Origin of the sequence: Pseudoalteromonas lipolytica, from assembly GCF_001306915.1 — a bacterium.
Classification (GTDB): Bacteria; Pseudomonadota; Gammaproteobacteria; order Enterobacterales; family Alteromonadaceae; genus Pseudoalteromonas; species Pseudoalteromonas simplex.
Genome location: NZ_LJTC01000009.1, coordinates 35717 through 56827 on the forward strand (window position 1 = coordinate 35717; position 21111 = coordinate 56827).

At 40.0% G+C, this 21111-nt stretch carries 10 protein-coding genes; 1 reads left to right on the top strand and 9 read right to left on the bottom strand.

Translation table 11 applies throughout. The features are described from left to right. Nucleotides 1–6: 6 nt before the first annotated feature. From AOG27_RS14130 to AOG27_RS14150, 5 genes are all read right to left on the bottom strand, one after another. Complete coding sequence (locus tag AOG27_RS14130) at nt 7–414, bottom strand: response regulator (RefSeq protein WP_268795048.1); 408 nt, start codon at nt 412–414, stop codon at nt 7–9. Between the two features lie 78 nt (nt 415–492). Then, nucleotides 493–4383, bottom strand: a complete 3891-nt coding sequence (hrpA, locus tag AOG27_RS14135) for an ATP-dependent RNA helicase HrpA (RefSeq protein ID WP_054553664.1) — start codon at nt 4381–4383, stop codon at nt 493–495. Nucleotides 4384–4452: 69 nt separating this feature from the next. Beyond that, complete coding sequence (locus AOG27_RS14140) at nt 4453–5331, bottom strand: peptidylprolyl isomerase (protein ID WP_054553665.1); 879 nt, start codon at nt 5329–5331, stop codon at nt 4453–4455. Between the two features lie 91 nt (nt 5332–5422). Beyond that, entirely contained in the window at nt 5423–9109 is a 3687-nt protein-coding gene (locus tag AOG27_RS14145; RefSeq protein ID WP_054553666.1) for a translocation/assembly module TamB domain-containing protein, read from the bottom strand. Next, complete coding sequence (locus AOG27_RS14150; RefSeq protein ID WP_054553667.1) at nt 9109–10836, bottom strand: autotransporter assembly complex protein TamA; 1728 nt, start codon at nt 10834–10836, stop codon at nt 9109–9111. Before AOG27_RS14150 ends, AOG27_RS14145 begins: the two co-directional genes overlap by 1 nt. A 171-nt stretch (nt 10837–11007) precedes the next feature. Here AOG27_RS14150 and AOG27_RS14155 point away from each other — a divergent pair, with 171 nt between their 5' ends. Further along, entirely contained in the window at nt 11008–11340 is a 333-nt protein-coding gene (locus tag AOG27_RS14155) for a ribonuclease E inhibitor RraB (protein WP_054553668.1), read from the top strand. A 25-nt stretch (nt 11341–11365) separates the two neighbouring features. Here the strand turns inward: AOG27_RS14155 and AOG27_RS14160 are convergent, their stop codons facing one another. From AOG27_RS14160 to AOG27_RS14175, 4 genes are all read right to left on the bottom strand, one after another. Beyond that, nucleotides 11366–13111, bottom strand: a complete 1746-nt coding sequence (locus AOG27_RS14160) for a DEAD/DEAH box helicase (protein WP_054553669.1) — start codon at nt 13109–13111, stop codon at nt 11366–11368. 69 nt (nt 13112–13180) lie between these two features. Continuing rightward, nucleotides 13181–13486 carry an H-NS family nucleoid-associated regulatory protein gene (locus tag AOG27_RS14165; protein WP_054553670.1) on the bottom strand — a complete coding sequence of 102 codons (306 nt, stop codon included), beginning with the start codon at nt 13484–13486 and terminating at the stop codon, nt 13181–13183. Nucleotides 13487–13596: 110 nt separating this feature from the next. Next, entirely contained in the window at nt 13597–17796 is a 4200-nt protein-coding gene (locus AOG27_RS14170) for an ATP-binding protein (protein ID WP_054553671.1), read from the bottom strand. Nucleotides 17797–18074: 278 nt separating this feature from the next. Further along, nucleotides 18075–20897, bottom strand: coding sequence for a TonB-dependent receptor domain-containing protein (locus tag AOG27_RS14175; protein WP_054553672.1), 2823 nt, complete (start codon nt 20895–20897; stop codon nt 18075–18077). Nucleotides 20898–21111: the final 214 nt, after the last annotated feature.

Genomic DNA, 21111 nt, shown 5'->3' on the forward strand with positions numbered 1-21111 from the left:
GGCCTCCTATACCAGTGTTTTTATTTTTTCTATTAATGTTTTAACAGAAAAAGGCTTCACTACATAGGCGTCGCAACCGGCATCAAACCCCGCTTTTTGTTCAAGCTCGGTTTCAAGGCCAGACACCATGACAACAGGAATTTGCGCTGTTTCTGGGGTGTTTTTTAGTAAGCGGCACGTATCATAACCATCTAAGCCTGGCATACAAACATCGAGCAGTATAGCATCTGGTGGCTCCGCAATGGCAGACGTTAAACACGATGCGCCTGAATTTGCATAACTTAACGAAAACTCATTTCCAAGGCTTGCTTTGAGCATTTCAAAATTAAAATATTCATCATCGACGACCAAAATAGTTGGTCGCGGTCGATTTACCGCCCGTTCAGGAACTGAGATTGGTCTTTCCTTTTCAATGCCCACATAACCTCCTTTTAGCATCTGTGTTTTAGCGTCAAGCAAGGAGGTGACACCTCCATTGCTCATTCCTTAGTATTATAACTCAGATTCTTTAATTGCGTTTAAAACACGTTTAGCAGATACAGGATAAGGTGTCCCTAGTGTTTGTGCAAATAAAGAAACACGTAACTCCTGTTGCATCCAAAATATCGCACTGATCTCTTCAGGAATTGGCATTCCCTTAGGGATTTTGTTCGCTAGTTTTTGATATTGCTCGGCTACTTTTTCAAGCTCAAGTACACACAACCTATCGCGGTTAGGGTCAACAGGTAGCTTTTCTAAGCGGCGTTCAATGGCTTTTAAGTAACGAATTAAATCCGTCATCTTTGCTGCCCCATGCTGGCTAACAAAGCCTTTGAACACTAAGCTTTGTAACTGTGATTTAATATCACCGTGCGCTGTTATCATGGTTAGATCAACGCGTCCTTTCATCCGTTTATTTAAGCCATGTGCAATACTTAGCACTTGCTCTACTTGGGTGGCAATCTCAACCACCGTGTCACCAAGCTCACCACGAATTTGCTCTTTCGCTTTTTCAAACGCATCTGCAGTGCGGATGTTGCCATATTTAGTTAGTAGGCTATCGACGGCTGCAGCGATACAGTCATCAATTAAGTCATTGACCTTACCAAACGGATTAAAGTACAAACCTAATTTAGATTTATTCGGTAAATTTTGCTGTAAATACTTAATCGGTGATGGCACATTTAATAACACTAAGCGACGTAAACCTTGTTGGTGCGCCTGCTGAGCTTTGTGTTCATTATCAAATAACTCAACCGCTGCTGAGTCTTTTTTATCCACCAGCGCTGGAAACGCTTTGATTTCGTATTGACCTTGCTTTTTCACGTAAGAACTTGGTAACTCACCAAAACTCCACTCGGTCAAATCAGCTTTCTCTATGCCCTTGTCGGCTACTTTCGATAAGGTATCCGTTACCTTACCTTGTAACTGAGCTTTTAGTTTAGATAAATTTAAACCGCGAGCGAGTAACTTATCGTGTTCATCGCGTACTTCAAACTGTAAGCGTAAATGCGGAGCAAGGGTTGATAAATCCCATGCATCTGGCTCAACACGCACACCTGTCATACGTAATAAGCGCGTGCTAATTGCATCAATTAAGTTGCCTTGCATCGGCTCGATTGCAGCAAGTACCGCATCGGCGTAGTTTGGCGCAGGCACAAAGTTGCGACGGATCGTTTTTGGTAGCGACTTGATAAGCGCACAAATTAATTCATGTCTAAATGCAGGAATATGCCAATCAAAGCCAGTTTCTTGCACTTGGTTTAACAGTGCTACCGGAATTTGTACCGCAACACCATCAACGGCTTGGCCTGGATCAAAATGATAAGCCAGTGGTAATAACAAGTTCTCTTGCTGCCATGTATCTGGGTAATCGAACTCGGTGACATGATCGGCACCATGCTGCATTAATTCTTCTCGAGACATATGCAAAAAGCGCTTATCTTTTTGTTTTTGTCCCTTCCACCACTTATTAAACGCAGCACGATTATTTACATCTTGCGGAATTTTCTTGTCGTAGAATTCAAATAAGGTTTGTTCATCAACCAAGATATCACGGCGGCGAGATTTATTTTCAAGAACCTGAATATCTTCAATTAACTCTTGGTTATAGTGTAAAAACCCTTCATTTTGACCCAGCTCTTGCTCTACCAACGCCGAGCGAATAAACAACTCGCGACTTACTTTTGGATCAATATTGCTATAAACACAGCGGCGCTTATTAACAATTAATAGGCCATACAGGGTTTGCTGTTCAAACGCGATAACTGCACCCGGCTTTTTCTCCCAATGCGGTTCGCTGTAGCTGCGCTTTACTAAATGCTGTGCAAAGCCTTCAACCCATTTTAGGTCTATGCGTGCGTTGATCCGCGCATAAAGTTTGCTGGTTTCAACAAGCTCAGCCGACATAATCCATTTTGGGCTCTTTTTAAATAATCCTGAGCCTGGAAAAATATGAAACTGGCTATTGCGTGCGCCTTTATAAATTTGTTTTTCATCTTTAAAACCAATATGACTTAGCATACCGCTTAATAAAGATTGATGGATTCGTTCGCTATCAGCAACATTGGTAGTGGCCTTAATGCCCATTTCATTACACACCGTTGATAGCTGATAAACAATATCTTGCCATTCGCGGATCCGCATATAGGCTAAAAAGTCTTTTTGGCATAACTTTCTAAATTGGCTATTGCTCAATTCAGATTGCTGCTCTTCAAGGTAATTCCATAAATTTAAAAAGGCGATAAAATCTGAATCTGGATCGTCAAAACGGCCGTGCTTTTCATCCGCTGCACCGCGTTTTTCTTGTGGTCGCTCTCTTGGATCTTGAATCGACAATGCCGCAACAATAATGATCACTTCACGCAGTGCACCTAAGCCATCGGCAGTCAGCACCATTTTCGCTAAACGTGGATCAACCGGTAAACGGCTTAAACTTCTGCCTGATTTAGTAAGCTCAGTCTTTTTATGACGTTTAGCTGGCTTAATGGCTTCGAGTTCTTCAAGTAGCGTTAAACCATCGTTGATATTTCGGCTATCTGGCGCTTGCACGAACGGGAACTGTTGCATGTCGCCAAGCCCTAAACCAAGCATTTGCAAAATAACAGAGGCTAAGTTGGTGCGTAAAATTTCAGGATCAGTAAACTCTGGACGCGAATTAAAGTCTTCTTCGCTATATAAACGAATACAGATACCCGCTTCAATACGGCCACAGCGGCCTTTTCGCTGATTGGCACTAGCTTGTGAAATCGGCTCAATCGGTAATCGTTGTACCTTGGTACGATAGCTATAACGGCTGATACGCGCGGTACCTGGGTCGATAACATAGCGAATACCCGGCACCGTTAGTGATGTTTCAGCCACGTTGGTGGCTAAAATAATATGACGGCGGCTATGCGGCGCAAAAATTCGGTTTTGTTCTGCGTTTGATAGACGCGAATATAGCGGTAAAACATCGGTGCCTTTGAGGTTTCGCTTTGATAACGCATCGGCGGTATCGCGAATTTCTCGTTCACCGTTCATGAAAATTAGAATATCGCCGGGACCTTCATCACACAGCTCATCAACGGCATCAAAAATACCCTGTAATTGGTCACCATCCGCTTCCATCTCATCTTTATTGATTTCAGTAGTTGGTCTGTAACGAACCTCTACTGGGAAAGTACGACCTGATACTTCAATGATGGGTGCATCGTCAAAATGTTTAGAAAAGCGCTCAGGGTCAATTGTTGCTGAGGTAATAATAACTTTTAAGTCAGGACGTTTTGGCAGTAAATTTTTTAAATAGCCTAAGATGAAATCGATATTCAGACTACGTTCGTGGGCTTCATCGATGATGATGGTATCGTACTGGTTTAGGTATCTGTCTTGTTGAATTTCAGCCAGCAGAATACCGTCTGTCATCAATTTAATGTAGCTATTGTCAGAAACTTGGTCACTAAAGCGAATTTTAAAGCCCACTTGTTGACCTAGCTCGCATTGCATTTCTTCTGCAATACGATTCGCGACACTTCGAGCCGCGAGTCGGCGAGGCTGCGTGTGGCCAATGTATCCATCAACACCGCGGCCAAGCTCTAAACACATTTTTGGGATTTGTGTCGTTTTACCAGAGCCTGTTTCACCGGCGATAATCACCACTTGGTTATTGGCAATCGCCTGTTTAATGTCATCTTTCTTTTGACTAACAGGAAGCTGCTCTGGGTAGGTCACTGTAGGTAAGGCAGTCAAACGTTGCTCGCGCAATTGCTGCGAACGGCTAATATCTTCTGCTATTTTTTGCGCTATGCTCGCTTGCTTAGTTTCATCGTTGATTTTTTTGATGCCATGAAGGCGTTTTTTGAAGATGAATTGATCTTTGCGTAAACACGTTTTTAATTCGCCAAACAGCGGACCTAGGTTAACCACCCGATACCCTTATATTTCTTAACCAATAGACTGATATTGTATCAAATAATCTATCAGGTGGTCATGGCTTTATTTAATCCGTTCGGTTGGAATTGGCATTGCACACACATCGATAAAATTGGGGCTTTCAACAAACCACGCTTCTACTCGGTTTTTACGTGCTTCAATGAGGGCTTTAAATGCATTTGAGTCTGTTTTCATCACCCGAAACTCACTGTTATCAGTGTCTTTAATATCTGCTAATACTTGCATATCGGTGATGGGGTTAAATGCCTGACCTTCAGTGGCTGTACGCTGCAATAAATTAAAGTGTTCCATGCCTTCTAAAACACGACCAAATACGGTGATATTACGGTCTAAATAGCGCTGGCTATTGCCAATGGTTACATAAAATTCGGTACCACCCGAATTGATATCATTATCGCGGGCCATGGCAAAGACCCCTGGGCAATGTACTTGCCATGTTTCTGTTTGGCTTAGGTTTTGTGCCACAGCAAAGCCATTTAAAAAGCCCGTTTTAGTGGCATAGCCATCAGGCCCTTTAAGCTCTGTAATCGCTAAAGGCGTCTTTGTGCGTAGATAAAACTCAGCAGGTAACCCTTTTTTAGCATTTTTAACGGGTTTACTTTCGCTAGCATCCCCGCCCTGCGCGACAAACCCTTCAACAAATCGATACACACTTAGGCCTTGATAAAACCCTTCTTTGGCAAGCTGTCGCATGTTATTTGCGTGAATGGGCGCTAATTCATCGTTTAGTTCGATATAAGCCGCACCCGTAGGTAAGGTTAATTTAATGACGTTTTCGGCACTGACTTTTCGCCACTCACTACTACTTGCGGTCATAATGATTTCGCCAGCAGAACGTTTTTGACTAGTTTCTTTTGCATCAACATCAATTGGTGCAGCTAAGAAGGCACCAAGGCATAAGGTTAATAGACTTAATTTCATTGTTATTATCTTTTAAGTAATTGACAATTCAGCCTATTAACTTAAACCTAAATAAGCAAGTAAAAGCGATGTTTGATCACAAGCGTAGGTATTAATCCCAATCAAACTTATAAAGAATATCAACATTTTGATTCAAGCCACTGGTCACCTCAATATACAGTTGCGACAGCAGTTGATAGCGAACCGCCACTTCACTTAATGAATCAAAAATACCGACACTGTATTTAACTTGAATACCTGGAGTAACATAGCCAGATATTTCAACTTTAGTGTCATCGCCACTACCACTTGAACTTAAACTGACATCTGACAAACCAAAGCTTTCGCCAATCTTAGAAACCATTCCTTCACTACGGTTAACACCTTGGGCAAGCAATAATTGAGTGAGCATCGCATCGGTCGAGCTATCTCCTTCATCAAGAGGTTGCCCATTTAATAAATAAGCCAATGCTTGTGCTTGATCCATCGCAGGCTCTGAGAATACTTTTAACGAAGGTTGTTCAACATTACCTGTTAAGGTAATACCTGCAATCACGCCATTCGAGGTGTTATCAGGGTTACGAATTGCCTTAATATTTAGGTAAGGCTTCTCAATTGAGCCGCTAAAACCAACTTGTCCAGTTCGGATTATCAAATCTTGACCAAAAGCGCGGTAGGTGCCCTGAACAAGGTTCAATTCACCCGTTGCTATCATCGGTGTAACTTGGTCCATGCTGATGTTGATGTCGCCTTCAACTTTCGACTGTAAGCCAAACGAGTCAACGCGCACATCATTTTCAACCAACACCTTTAAGTTAATAGCATAATCAAAAGGGACTTTTTCTGACTGTTGCTGCTCAATATCAACAATGACTTCATCATCGCTGACTTGCACAGCACCTTCTGGCAGCTCTTCAATGGCGATACGCCCCCATGGCACGACGACTTGGCCATCAAGATTAAACGCATTATCTTTCAACGACATAGTTAAATCTGGAGACACTTTAAAGGTAACATCTTGCTGAGCACGAACAAAAAACTCTTTACCATTTAACTTCACATCAACGTCTGGTAGTTCTTGCTGCCAATCAATCCCACCTGACAAATCGAGCGCGCCTCCTTCAGCATCTTTGAGCTCCCCCTTGAGCGTTGCACTTTGATTATTAAAGGCAATGTTCACATAAGAGTTTTGCAGCGATACAGGCAAGGTTGCCCCTTCAAGATTGATTTTTTCAACATCAAAGTCACCATTGAGTAATGGTTCTTTCAAGGTGCCTGCAATAGCTAATCGGCCTTTAATGTCGCCTGTTAATTGCTCAAGTGACGAAATAAAAGGCCGTAAGTTTGTTAACTCAATTTTCTCAATAACCAAGTCGCCCGCTAAGTTCTGCTGATTTTGAATATCATCAATGTTGAGCTCGGACGTCACTTTACCTAACACAGAGGAGTCAAGGGTAGCATTAAGTTTACCAACTTGCGCGTCACTCATTGCCGAGACCTCTAAAACCTCGACTGGTAATTTATAAACATTTGCCCCATCAATTAAAGATGCTTCTAGCTGCTGAGTTTTGATATTGGCACGGATGGTTTTTAATGCGCCATTATTCCAATTAGCAACAAACTCCCCGTTTGCATCGCCAGTTACTTTCAAGTTATCGGGTAAGAAGTGTTTAAATTCAGCAATAGATAACGCAGCAAGCTGTGCATTTAACTGACCTAATTGTTTAGTTTGCTGCAAGGTCTCAAAGCATAGTTTTGAGTTATCGCTTTGCCAGCAATGCGCGCCTACATTAAAGTCAAAGGTTTTGGTATTCACTTGAATATTAACTGGCTTATTAGTGCCAAAACGCACCTGATTATCAGTAACAAGAATTTGACTTAATGCACCTTGCCAAGTTTCTTTATTAAATTTACCGTCAACATCGAATGATGCCTTGCCTTGATCTGCATCGAGTAAAAAAGTTAAATGGTGATCTGTTTTATCACCACTGGCATCTAACTCAATTTGATTAATTTTGTGCTCTGCGATCGATGCGGAATCAAGCACCAGTGATACATCCGTTTGCCAGTTTGCGGCGTAATCAAATTGCCCTTTTAATGTTAAACCGTCAACCTGAATATCTTGATAACTCAAGGTATTCAGGACTAAACTTAAATCAACAGTAGGCTCAAGACGCTCTCCACGCAAACTCAGATCAGCAAAGCCCTTGCCTTGCATAGGCAAAACATCTTGATCACTTGCATCTAAACGCAATTTACCGTCGACACGCCATACTTTATCCACCTGTCCCGATAACGCAATTTCATTTTTACCGCTTTTTATTTCAAGTTTTTTAAAACTTGCATGCAAGCTACTATCAAGCTCAAAATCCGACAACAAAGTCACTGGAATTTGATTCACAGAGCCATTTAATTGCGTGTTATCTAACGCAAGCTGCCACTCACCTGCCTGTAAGTTAAATGAACCATTGAATTCACCAGATAAATCACTACTAAGAGCATCCGTTAAATATTGGGCTTTTAAGTGGCTTAAAGCCCCTTTAAATTCGCTTTTTACCCCATTCGACCAATCAACAGATGCGTTAATATCTGCTTTACTGTCATTAGCATTGAGGCTTAATTGCTCAAGTTTTGCATTTGTTAAACTACCCTGTAATTTTGATTTCACAGTCATCGCAGGTAATGCGTCTAGTTGCGTGACTAAACTCAAATCGACAGCATAAGCATCGGCATGGCCTTTGGCTTTTAAATCAAAGTCCGATAATTGCAGCTGCTGTGTGTCTGTGGCAATTTGCCACTTTGCTATCTGGCCTGTTAAATCAAATGGGTAATTTGTTTGTTTTAGATTCACAGCCCCTTTTAACTGTGCAGGGTATGTTCCTTGCGTTACTAAACTTAACTTTAAATCCGCAAGCGGGCCTGAAAGCGACAGATTAGCTTGATGTTCAGTGCTTTTTACAGACACGGCCCCCTCAATAGTGTTTTCACCAGAAAGCTCAGCCGTTAAATTAGTATGCAATTGCCATTGCTGATAGCTTGCAGCAAGCTTTTTAAGATTAATATCGCTCTCTTTGGCTGAGGCAACCAATTCAATATTTTCAATAAGCTGAGCCTGTTCTGCGCCATAAGGGGTAATGGCAACTTTACTTATTTGAAATTGCTTTAGCTCAACATCAATCGGGACCCTAATATCAATTGCGGGCAATGCTGGCAACTCAGTTAATGGGGCTGATTTAGGCTGCTCTTTTGTTTCGTGCAGCATTACAGCAACATCAGCAATAGTCAGTGTATCCACTGTTAAATCCGTTGCTTCGCCGCGAGCACTTAAGTTTAGTTTGTTGACTGTTACATCGGCACTTGGGTGCGCTAGATTAAAGCGATTAATTGCAACACGCTTAACAACGACCTTCATAGGTAAACTAATTTGTGTGACTTGCTCAACATTAGGTTCTGTTTCAGTGCTCTGCTCAGTTGATACTGCCTGATTTTTAATATTTAAATCAATCGATTGGGCGCTTAAATTATCAAGACAAACCCCATCACAACGCCACCAAAATAAATCAATTTTTAGCTGCTTTGCATCAAACTTGATGCTTTGATTTTCAAAGTGAACATCAAACGCATCGTTATATAAAAAACGACCAGATGGCAACTTGATTGATAAGCCATCAACTAACTTATTCGCCGTGAATGCAATAAAGTGATTACCAGGCGCGGTGAATAACAAACAAAACACAATAACTAGCAAACTTGCCAGCGTAATTAATAGAACCTTGGTTATCTTTTTTAACATCTTCATTAGATTTCAGGCCCTATGGTAATACTTAATCGGGTACTTTTACTTTCTTTTGTTAAACCCCAAGCATGGTCGATACGTACAGGACCAACCGGTGTTAAATACCGAAAACCAAAGCCAGCACCGACTTCGACGCGGTCGCTAAAATCATTTGTTGCGGTACCACTATCGACAAATAAAGCTGCTCGCCAATGCTCGGCAAATTGATAGTTATACTCAATTGTACCGCTTATTAAGTATTTACCACCAATTAAACGACCTTGTTCATCTTCAGGTGAAATAGATTCATAAGCAAAACCACGGACACTTTGATCCCCCCCCGCATAGAAACGAAGCGATAACGGTACGTCATTAATATCTTCAACCAGCATGGCACCTAAATTAGCTCTTAAGTACAGTAAATGACGATCGGCGAAGGTATTCAACCATGCGTTTTGCAGTTGTAAACGTAGGATATTAGTTGAAGACATCATGTCCTCTAACCCAAATTCAGCTGACAGCAGCCATTGGTACCCCTCGTAAGGAGTCGTTCCGCCCTCAGTGTCTTTTTTGGCGTAGCTGATACCCGGCATCAACATTTTTGCACTTTGTTCTTCTTCTCCAATTCGGTAGGTTTCATAATCACGGCGGATAAATGCGGTTCGAACCCAATCATCTTCGGTTAACCACTGGCGCTGTAATTGGCCAGTTAAAATTTTACTGTAAAGGTCATTTGTTACACCATCTTCGAGTTTATAGCCTAACGAAAAACGCCAAAGATCATCATTAGGGTCGTCTACTGGGACGGTATAACCTAGCGAAATATCTTGCTGCCTCTCTGACACATTTAAGTTGCTTTCAAGATAATGACCGTCTTCCGTTATCCATGGCTTAGTCCATTTAAAGCGAACTTTTGGGCCAAAATCAGTATTAAAACCGCCACCCACTTCATAGCTATTGGCTGGTTTATGTAATACATCAACATTAACAGGCACTTGGTTGTTTTTACGTTTTGCAATGTCTGCATACACACGGACACTGGCAAAATAAGGGGTGCTCGACAGTGCTAAGTTGTAATCAGAAATGTCAGTCGCTTTATATGGCTGACCTTGTTTAAATTCAGCCAGCGAGCGAATGTATTTTTCAGCCGGGGTCTCAGTACCAATAGTGATATCACCAAACTGATAACGAGGCCCAGTATCGACATTAAAAATAATCTTTGCGCTATTATTTTTTAGCGATACCGCCAATTTATGCTCATGCCATTTTGCATCAAAATAACCTAAGTCTAATAGTTGGCTTTCGATGCGCTTTCTCGCGGCCTCATATTTGCCGTGATTTAAAAAGTCACCTTGTTTGATTTTGATGCTGTTGACGGCAGACATAAATTCGGCGTCATCTTTACCGGCACCTGTAATGGTTACATTGATATCTGCGATTCGAGTAACAGGACCACGCTCAACATCGACAATTAATAGCTGTTGTGCGTTATCAAAACTAATTTTGATAGTCGGCTTATAATAACCAAGCGCTTTTAAACTCATTTCTACTTGGCTTTTAGCATGACGCTTTAATGCCTTTGAGGTTTTTTCATCAATTAGTTGCTTAATGTAAAGCTCAACGTTTTTTTCGAGCTCACCACTGATCCCCTGAATTTTGTAATCTTTAATGACAGTTGAGGCACTAATGGCGTGCTGGCTGTATGAAAAGCAGAAAAACACAAAGACAAAAAAGAAATGCCGAGTATACAAAAAATATCCTTACTTTTTTGGAAGAGTCATAATCTAAAATGAGTACAAAAAGATACTAGCACAGTGCCATAGCCACTGACATAATTGAAATGTTAAAATTAGTACGCGTTAAACAATTATTTTCGCTACAATAGCGGATAATACCTAGATTTATAATGAACGAGCGACTAAATGCACTTCCCTGATGACGAAAACGGTCAATTATTAGCTGAAATTGCTGACGCTGGTGTTGATTTAACCAGTATGCAAACTATCGATTTCTATATTCTTTTTGAACAAAAGCCTGAAGCAGAGAAATTTGCTAAAGCGATAACAAGTGATGAGCTTGCCCCTTCAACAGAATTAACCAAGTGCCCAGATACAGGGGTGTGGGAAGTCATTACCCGTGTGAAGATGGTGCCAGAACACACCTTACTTAGCCAAACAGAACAATACTTAGAAAGCATCGCTAATGGCCATAATGGATATGGCGATGGCTGGGGTTTAATGGCCGAAGAGGAATAAGCCACTCCTACATCTCGTAAGGGGATCAACTTAGTTGATTCGCCTTACGAAAACTGCCCTGATAATCAAAAAGCTTTTCTGCCACTTTCCAACCGTATTTTTTATTTTTACGCGCAATCACAAAATCGGGTGCAAGTAGTTGTTGTTGTAAATTAACAACCTGCTCCGCGCTTTGCCAATCTATTGGGGTAAAACCGGGTGCTGCTCGTTTACCAAACTGCTTATTAAAAATAAATCGCCCGGTGTCATTTGCTAAGTTAAAAACCTCATCACAACTAGCTCCATCTTCATCATAGTAGCTAATTTTAAGTAAACCTTTTGCGAGCAACTGTGCCGACAAACCACTACACCTTAATACCAAAGCATCTTTTAAATTAAGCGCTTCCCGCAGTTTATCATCAGGGTCTGCCATCATGGCACCACAAGACTGACACTGCCTTGCTGCAATGTCATTTTGCTCACCACACTGCTCACATTCTTTAAAACGAAAACGATAATCACACTGTATTTGCTCTTCACCATCGTCCAGCAAGCCTTGGCAGCGCCTACCAAAATGCTCAATCACTTTGCCTTCGCCATCAGTTTTACCCCAAAAAATATTCGCAAATCCACAGCCAGGGCATAGCACTTGAACTGGCTCATTATCACTTTGCGCTTTTTTACTCCCTACCTCTGGGTAGAACAAATCAAAGCCATTACCAGCATAATCAATAACTAAGCAGTCTTTTTTTCCTTCGCTTAAACGAAGGCCTCGACCCACTATTTGTTGATATAAACTGACAGATTCGGTGGGCCGTAAAATCGCAATATAATCAACGTGAGGGGCATCAAAGCCCGTCGTGAGTACGGATACATTAACCAAATACTTTATTTTTTTGGCTTTAAATTGATTAATAATTCGATCACGCTCGTTATTATCAGTATCACCGGTGATAAGTGCCGTACTACCCTCAGGTAAGTAGCCAGTAATTTCTTTGGCATGCATCACGGTTGCAGCGAAGATCATCACACCATGACGCTGTTCACTGTACTCTATTACTTGCTTGATAATGGCTTTTGTCGCGCGGGTGCTGTCTTTTAATAACGCATTCATATTCTCAATGCCGTAACGACCAAATGAATCACTCGGCAGTGATGAAAAGTCATAATGGCTAATAGCTGCATCGACTTCATGAGGCGGCGTTAAATAGCCGTTTTTGATCATATAGCGCAGCGGTAACTCAAAAATACACTTTTTAAATGGTGCGTCTTTATCACCTCTAACAAAACCATGATAGTGATGATGATAAACCCAGCCCATTCCCATACGAAATGGTGTTGCAGTTAAACCAAGTACTTTAAGATTGGGGTTTTGTTTTTTTAGACTCGTTATCACCTGCCCGTACTGACTTTGTTCATCACCACTGACACGATGACATTCATCAATGATCAACAAAGAGTAAGCATCTGTAAGCTTATCGGTATTACGTGCCAATGATTGCACACTCGCAAAGGTCACTTGCTCCGTTAATGACTTTTGTTTTAACCCCGCAGAAAAAATACTTGCCTTAAAGCCAAAGCTAATATACTTCTCGGCGTTTTGTTCTACCAATTCTTTAACATGCGCAAGCACCATAATTTTTTGTTTGGCAATACGCGCAAGTTCAGCAATAACCAGGCTTTTTCCAGCCCCTGTTGGTAACACAATTAGTGCTGCGTCATCTGTTTGTCGAAAGTGAGCAACCGTGCGTGCTACGGCCTCTTGTTGGTAGGGTCTGAGTACGTACTTCATGTTATCGGACTATAATCGACATAAAAAAGGGAAGCATACGCTTCCCCTGGTATTCTTTAAAGCAAAAAATTAAGCAAGGTGTTTTGTTAAATCGACACCTTGGAATGCTTTAGGTCGTTTACCACGGCCTGTCCATTCTACAATTTCGCCATTAAATTCGATGCGGTACTTCGGTTTTACCTTAGTGCGTTTGTCTGTTGTTACTACATCCTGTAGATCTTCTAATGTAAGTCCTTTTTCTTTTAGTAAATCGAGTACCTCTTTTTTAGCTTCTTGCTGTTGAGTATATTTCTCGATAGCTGTGTCGATTAGCTGTTTTGCTTTTTCTAATTCAGATAATGACGCAGATTTTACAAAAGATCGGATTTCTTTCATTGAGAGCTCTCTTTAATATTAAAGTTAAGTAAAATGTATAAACATGAATTAGTATATGCCCTATTCATAAAATAATCTATTCGACTCTAATTCTTTATCCTAACTTTTTATTATACCCATGCTCTGATCTGAACAATGACGTCTTTTAACTCAGTAATTAAATCAATAACAATAGCAGTATCATGATTATCAATAAACGTCTTTTCCGTATCTACAATTAGTTTTGAGATAGGTGGATATTGAAGCATGACAAGCGCTCCTTTCAGTTTATGAATAGCAGCAGACATTTTATCCAACTCATCACTATTGAGGTGACCTTCTAACGTACTCAAATCATCCTGCAAACTATTTATAAATACCTCTGCCAACATTTTTGCATCACTTTCGTTACCAAAAACATTAAGCCAATGCTGTATATCTTTGATCCCTTGCAAACTTACATTCTTACTATCTGTAATAATGTTTTCATCGTCTTTATTAAGATCAATAAATTCTGCAAGCCGATTATACAATTCATTAAGTTTATACGGCTTAAACAAAACACTGTTCATGCCTGAGCTGAGAGCTTTATTTAAGCAGGTCTTAGAGTCATCTGCAGTAAAACCGATAATTGGCAAGTTCTGGAATTTTTCTATCGTCCTGATCTGTTCGGCTAACTTAAAACCATCTAAGTGAGGCATATGGCAATCTGTTAAGAGTAGATCAAAGTCCCCTTCTTCAAGCGCCCTTAAAGCAGCTAATCCATCCTCGACCATTACAGCTTTTATACCTAATTTTTGACATTGTTTTTCAAGTAATAATTGATTAGTTTTATTATCTTCAGCAATTAAAATCTGGCCATATAAATGCGCTTTATCTGGGCTAATTATATCTAAGGTGGTATGAATATTATTAAGTAGCTCTCTTAATGAATCGGGATAAAGTGGTTCGATAGGTAGTAAATGACAATTACAATCATTTACTTGTTGAGTATTTCGGCTTAATGGCACAATAGTATACTTAGCAGCAATGCCTCCTTTTTTAGCACGCCACTGCTCTCCTAGTAACTCAACCATGTATTGCTCATCAATAATTAAATTTTCAGTCTGACTAAGTTCAGATAACTCCAAGGGCCAATCAAGTATGGTATGTTTGACTGCCATGGTTCCAAGCAGCCGGACCAGCTCTTCACTTTTACTACAAACAATCCAATACCCAGATGATGTGCTTAATTGAGGCTTTTTAGTATGTTGCAATGGGATAGATAAATAAACATGCGTCCCCTTGCCGTATGTGCTAGACAAAGTGATACTGCCTTGCATCGCGTCAACCAGCTGTTTTACTAGCGCTAAGCCTAAGCCTGTTCCGCCAAATTGGCGTTGAAAAGAGTTATCGGCTTGCTCAAATGGTTTATAGATTTGAGCAAGCTCTTCAGTTGTCATCCCCTTACCGGTATCTGTAATTGTGATATTTAACAACTGTTTCTCAAACTTTACCTCGCAAGTTATTGAGCCCTGACTTGTGAATTTAACTGCATTACTTAGTAGGTGTGATAAAACATGCATTAAATGATTAATATCAACCGATGTCGATGTGTAAGCAGCAGTCAGCCAATTTAAATTGAAATGAAGTCCCTTCTGTTTAGCCTGATGTTCATGTGCTCGTAGAATGCGACACAAATGAGTTTCCAAATCAACATTCTCAACAACTACTTCGATGTTACCCGTACTAGTGTCTGCAAAATATAGAATATCATCAACTAAACCTTGTAGTTTAGTTACTGAAACCTCAATGTGTTCGATTAAAGTAGATTGCTCACTGTCTACTTGTGATGATTTTAAAAGCTCAATAAAACCATTTACCCCAGATAAAGGCGTCCTTAATTCATGACTCATCGTCGCAATAAAACGACTTTTAACTAAATCAGCTTGAAGCGCCTGTTGGTTGGCCTTATTTAATTCAACTTGATGATGTTTGAGTAAGCTAATATCTAATAAGATACCATTCCACCTAACCCCTTGTTGTATGTCATTGCCTTTTGTTTGTGCATTGGCAATATAACGGCACCAAACTTTTTGGCCAAGATTATTAATTCTAAACTCAATATCAATCATGCCTTTGCGCTTACTTGCTTGCTTAAAGGCTTTAGCTATTTGCACCCGGTCTTCATCAACAATACAAGGGGAAATACATCCGGTCATACCGCGGCTATTGAGTTGTCTTGATGTTACCCCCAATAAACTTTGCGCCCCTTTGCTAATATAGGTATAACACCCTTCACCATTATCATAATATTCATACTGAAATACCCCGCCAGGGATAGTATCAGTAATCGTTTGTAATAATTGTTGAACCGCTTGGTTTTCCCTTTGAAGGTTATGATGTTCAGTCAAATCAGTGATGACGGTCATAATCCCAGCCAACTGACCATCAACTCCAAGATATGGCTTTTTAGTGTAGAGAAGCTCAAGCTTCTTTCCTACTTTATTGGTAAAGTTCATTTGACGATTAAAAACTTTTCCAGAGTGCAAGCTTTGCTTATTCTGCGTCAATAACTGGCTAACTTGTGCTAACTCGTCACGTAAATACCGTTTTTTTTCGTCCCATAAATGAGCAAAATTATCCTTATAGGCTTTGTTCCACATTATCCTTTTTTGCTCAGAATCTTGTATCACTACCATTGTAGGTAAATCATCGATGAGTTTTTGAGTGAAGTTCAATTTACTTAACGCAACTTGCTCAGCCTCTTTTCGTTTTGAAATCTCACGGTTTATGGTAATCCGCCAGCTAACAAAATAAATAATCGAAATACAGATAAGAATTAAGGTTAAAATTGCAGTTGTATTAACGGTGGTTTTGTCATATCCACGCTCGATATTAAAAATACCATGACGATTGACAATATGATTGAAGTCATTGCTCGTTAGTGTTTTGAAAAGGCTTTCAAGTAAACTGACTAATTCAGTAAAGTTTTTATTCACAAGGAAATAGATCGGCTGATTATATCGGTATTTAGGGTTGATATAAAATTCGCCTATGTAAAACTGATTTAATTGATATGCCGCAATGCTTTGCGGTAAGATAACACTATCAATCGTGTCGTTCCTCAAAGCATAAAAAAGTGTCACAATTGAGCTAAATGACACCGTTTCTAAATTCTCAGCACTTGGCAGCTTCTTTTTTGGATCTGCAAACAGATCTATATAACCAATACGCTGAGTTTTACTCGAACGTTTAGAAATTAAAACCATTTCTACGCTTACGTGCGGCGGTAAAGCAATCAAAACACCTTCATTAATTCTTGTTGGTGTCATCGTCGGAATGAGATCGATCTTATTCGCTAAAAATAATCTTTCTAATTCTTTGGAATTTGCAGCAGGGATATATTTAAACTGGAACCCACTTCGTTCAGATAGTAACTCAAGGGTATCATTTAAATAGCCTGTAGCTTCGCCAATTTGATTTGTGTCATTAATTGGAAACAAACCATCAATAAACGAGAACGTAAGTAAATAATTATTGTTGCCTTTCACACTTACTTTATTGAATTCACGTTTGAATTGACTATAGGCTTTTGCGGCCAAATATTCTTCACTTGCCGAACTTTCCCATAATTGTTTCGTGGTTGGAGAGATAGATGCTAAAAAAGAATTAACTTGATTACGTAAAGCCGTCTTCTGTTGGTTGAACATGACATGAAATGTTTCACTAGAAAGCCAGATAGGACTTACAACTTTAAGACCGTCTTTACCACGATTTTTTAACTGATGAGACAAAACTGAATAATCACCTAAAAAAGCATCAAATGAGCCATCCGCCACTTTTTTAAACGCATCATCTGGTTTTATAAACCGATTTATATAAAGCGCCCCATTTTCTGCTAGATATTCGCAATGCGAACTCCCAGTGATACAAACCCATCGTAAACTAGCAAAGTTCTTTAAGGCACTATTCGCAATAGATTGATTTACAACTATTCCACGTGGACCTTCCATAAAGGGTGTTGAAAATAAATAATGTTTTTTACGTTGCGTGGTTTTATTCAATCCAACCGCAAAGTCTATTTCACCAGCTTTAAGTCCGTCCAGAAGCTCGTCAAGACTGTCGTAAACTCGGTACTCTAAATCGGCACCAGCTAAACGCGCTATTTCGTTACTGTAACCAACAATTACACCAGTATATTGACCATTTGCGTCTTGGGTGTGATAAGGAAAAAAATTATAACTTACGATACCCGCTTTGAGTTGCGTCGCAGAAGCAATACAAGAGAATAAAAGCGTAATAGCATAAAGGTAAAAGAGAAATCGTCGTTTCAGAACTAAACCAAGCAAAAGTAAATAACTAGCTACATTCTAGCAGTGAAATTTAAATACTCAATTTTTGTTTAAAACTAGCTACTATAAAAATTAACAAATAGATGATTCGATACAGACGTACAGTCGCCATTCGAATAAAGATTGCGTTAATTATTTAAAAATAGCATGCGCATATTTTCCACCTCTAAACTATTGCAAAAGCCAATGGGTATGAAGTAAGAAATAATCAAGAGCAGTTAATTAAACTAAAAAAAACCCACTTTAGTCAGTGGGTTTTTATTTTTATTTACACATTAAAAGCTTTGTGAGTATCGGAAGTACAATTGACGACCAATATCAAAGCCACCGTAATATGAATAAGTAGAACTTGGGCCTGAGTACATAATAGGACCACGTTTATCAAATACATTGTTAGCACCAATAGAAAGCTTAGATTCCCAAGGCGTATTATAAGTGAACTGTAGGTCGTTAAATGTAGTAGAGCCTACTTTATTTTTAGGCACAACTACACCATTAGTCCAATCACGTTGGAAGTTTGGATCACTACAACGGTCTTCAAAATAACAGTCCTCACGCATTGAAGAGAAATAACGCATCGCCCAGTTTGCACTGAAATCTCCATACGTCCAATTCAAGCCAAAGTTAGCACGTGTTCTAAATGTATCTCCATGACCTACATCTGATTCAACTTTAGTTGTTGGATCATTTGTCGATTTTGAATCATATTTTAGTAAGTATGTGCTATCTAGAGTTGCACGGAAGTCACCAAAACCAGTTTCAAATGCATATGCTAATGATAGATCAATACCTGATGTTTCAGTGAAACCAGCATTGCGCGTACCATATGTTAAATCGTTAACAATTGAGTTGTTCGGATCACGTGAAAACATTGCACATCGTGATTCATCACCGCCAATATAACAATCTTTTAAGATCTCATTTGGTGAGTCAGAAACTACCGTGTCAGTGATTTTAATACTCCACCAATCAAGGATGATATCAAGGTTTTCAACATAACTTGGGTTGTAAACAAAACCAACGGTTTTACTGACAGACTCTTCTGGTTGTAACAGTGGATTTGAACCACTATTGAATGGCACTGGTGTTTGAGCTGCAGGGCCAGTCGTCGGCACAAAGCCTTGTTGTAACTGACGGTAATCAGCTGGTACATCTTGTAAACAGCGCGCAGAGCCAGCTGCTGTACCATAAACTGAATCACATGGATCGATAAAGCCTGTTGTAAAAGTTTGAGAACCACCACCATACAAGTTACTAATTGTTGGAGCTCGGAAGCCTTCAGCCCAAGTACCGCGAACCAATAAATCATCAGTTGGACGCCACTCAATGCCTACTTTACTGTTCGTTGTATCACCAAAAGTACTGTAATCTGAGTAACGAGTCGCAAGACTAACGTTTAGAGACTTAGCACCAACAACATCAGATAAAATAGGAACATTTAACTCTGCGTAACCTTCAGTAACATCGTAACCGCCACCCGTTGCACCAGATGCAAGAGTAGTACTTTGACCGAGTTGCGCTAGTGCATCAGGGTTATACTCACCCGACTCTTTACGATACTCAGTACCAACAGCGAAAGTTAATGAGCCTGCAGGTAACTCTGCAAGTAAACCACTTATGTTAGCAAAGTACATTGTTGTTTGAGTTTCACCACGATAATGCAGTGTAGGATACAAGAAGTCTTGTACATCAGGATCTGCTAGCGAGTTTTCAACAGGCCCTGCACCGAAGCCTGCTAAAGGATTCCACGCAACACACTCAGCTGATGAAATTGGATCATCTTCAGTACCACACTGAACTTCTCCCGATGCGTTTAAAAATGAAGGGCCAGTAGCGGCTTCAATAGCAGGCTTATAGAAGTTACCGTTGTCTACTTGAACAGTTGTGCTCTTGCTGTAAACACCACCAACATCCCAGTCAAAATAACGATTAGCTAACTCGAAAGAGCCTTCTAATGCGGCAGTAAAACGTAAAGTATCTTGATTACTTTCAGTTGTACGTGGAACTTCCCAACCACGACGAGTAAATGAAACATCTTCGCCAACTGGGTTAAAATAGCTATCACCACTTAACACAAAGCCATCTGACGCTGATTGATATGGATAACCTGCTACCTGACGTAACGCTTCACGTTCACTATATCCGATATCACTTGTAAAACTAACACTATCAGTAATATCGTAGTTAGAGCTGATATAAAGAGAGCGTGCACTTAAAGGCGTTTCTAAATGCATTTGGTCAATTGAATTACTTGAACCATTTTCATAAGTTTGCGGTTCAAAATCGTCAAAAGATGAAGCATTGCCTGGGCGCTTAGCAACCCACCATTGATCATTATAATAAAAACGACCATATTGACCCACTAAAGTACGGTTATTTGGAATATCATAACCTGGATATGATACTTCTGAGAAAGAACGGTCTCTCGCCCATACATCACTTTCATCACGCCACTCAGCACCTAAAGTAATTGAACCCTTTTCTCCCGAAAAGCCAGTGACCATACTAATGTTTTTCTTCTCACCATCACCATCGTCATAGCCACCGCCGTATACTGTGAACTCAAGACCTTCATAGTTTTTACGAGTGATAATATTAACAACACCAGCCATTGCATCTGAACCGTACATTGCAGACGCGCCATCTTTTAACACATCAATACGTTCAACCATTCCCATTGGAATAGCCGAGATATCTTGATAACCAGAGGTAGTAATACCCAAACGCTTACCATTGATTAAAACTAAAGTACGGCTGGCGCCTAAGTTACGAAGGTTGACGTAGTTACCACCCACATTCTCACCAGACACTAATGGCTCAGAACGACTGATTGGCGGTGAACCAGCTGCAGACATATTTTCAATCAAATCAATAACAGATGTGAAACCTTGATTAGCAATATCTTCACGACTTATTGTTTGGATTGGTTGTGCTGTTTCAAGGTCAGTAGAGCGAATACGTGACCCCGTTACTTCGATACGCTCTACTTTTTCTGCACCTTCATCTGCAGCTACTGCAGAAACTGAAAATGCTGACGTTGATGCTGCGCCAAAAGCAATTGCTAAACGCACTGCTTTTGAAACTTTATTATTTAACATTTGAATCTCCCTGGTCATATCCATGTTATGACTCTATTAATTTATTTAAACCCATAAAAGGTACTAGTACCCTTTAAGGGAATTAAATACTAATAGTATGGAGAGTTTTTGGTCAACAGCTTTTTAACTCATTATTTTCAATGTAAATTTTTTAAACAAACAACATCCCACAATTAGAGATAATAAGTTTACATAATTTAAAACCACTCATTAA

Coding starts and splice junctions, on each gene's coding strand:
- AOG27_RS14175 (WP_054553672.1), bottom strand. CDS start 20,897: ATGTTAAATAATAAAGTTTCAAAAGCAGTGCGTTTAGCAATTGCTTTT.
- AOG27_RS14155 (WP_054553668.1), top strand. CDS start 11,008: ATGCACTTCCCTGATGACGAAAACGGTCAATTATTAGCTGAAATTGCT.
- AOG27_RS14165 (WP_054553670.1), bottom strand. CDS start 13,486: ATGAAAGAAATCCGATCTTTTGTAAAATCTGCGTCATTATCTGAATTA.
- AOG27_RS14160 (WP_054553669.1), bottom strand. CDS start 13,111: ATGAAGTACGTACTCAGACCCTACCAACAAGAGGCCGTAGCACGCACG.
- AOG27_RS14140 (WP_054553665.1), bottom strand. CDS start 5,331: ATGAAATTAAGTCTATTAACCTTATGCCTTGGTGCCTTCTTAGCTGCA.
- AOG27_RS14145 (WP_054553666.1), bottom strand. CDS start 9,109: ATGAAGATGTTAAAAAAGATAACCAAGGTTCTATTAATTACGCTGGCA.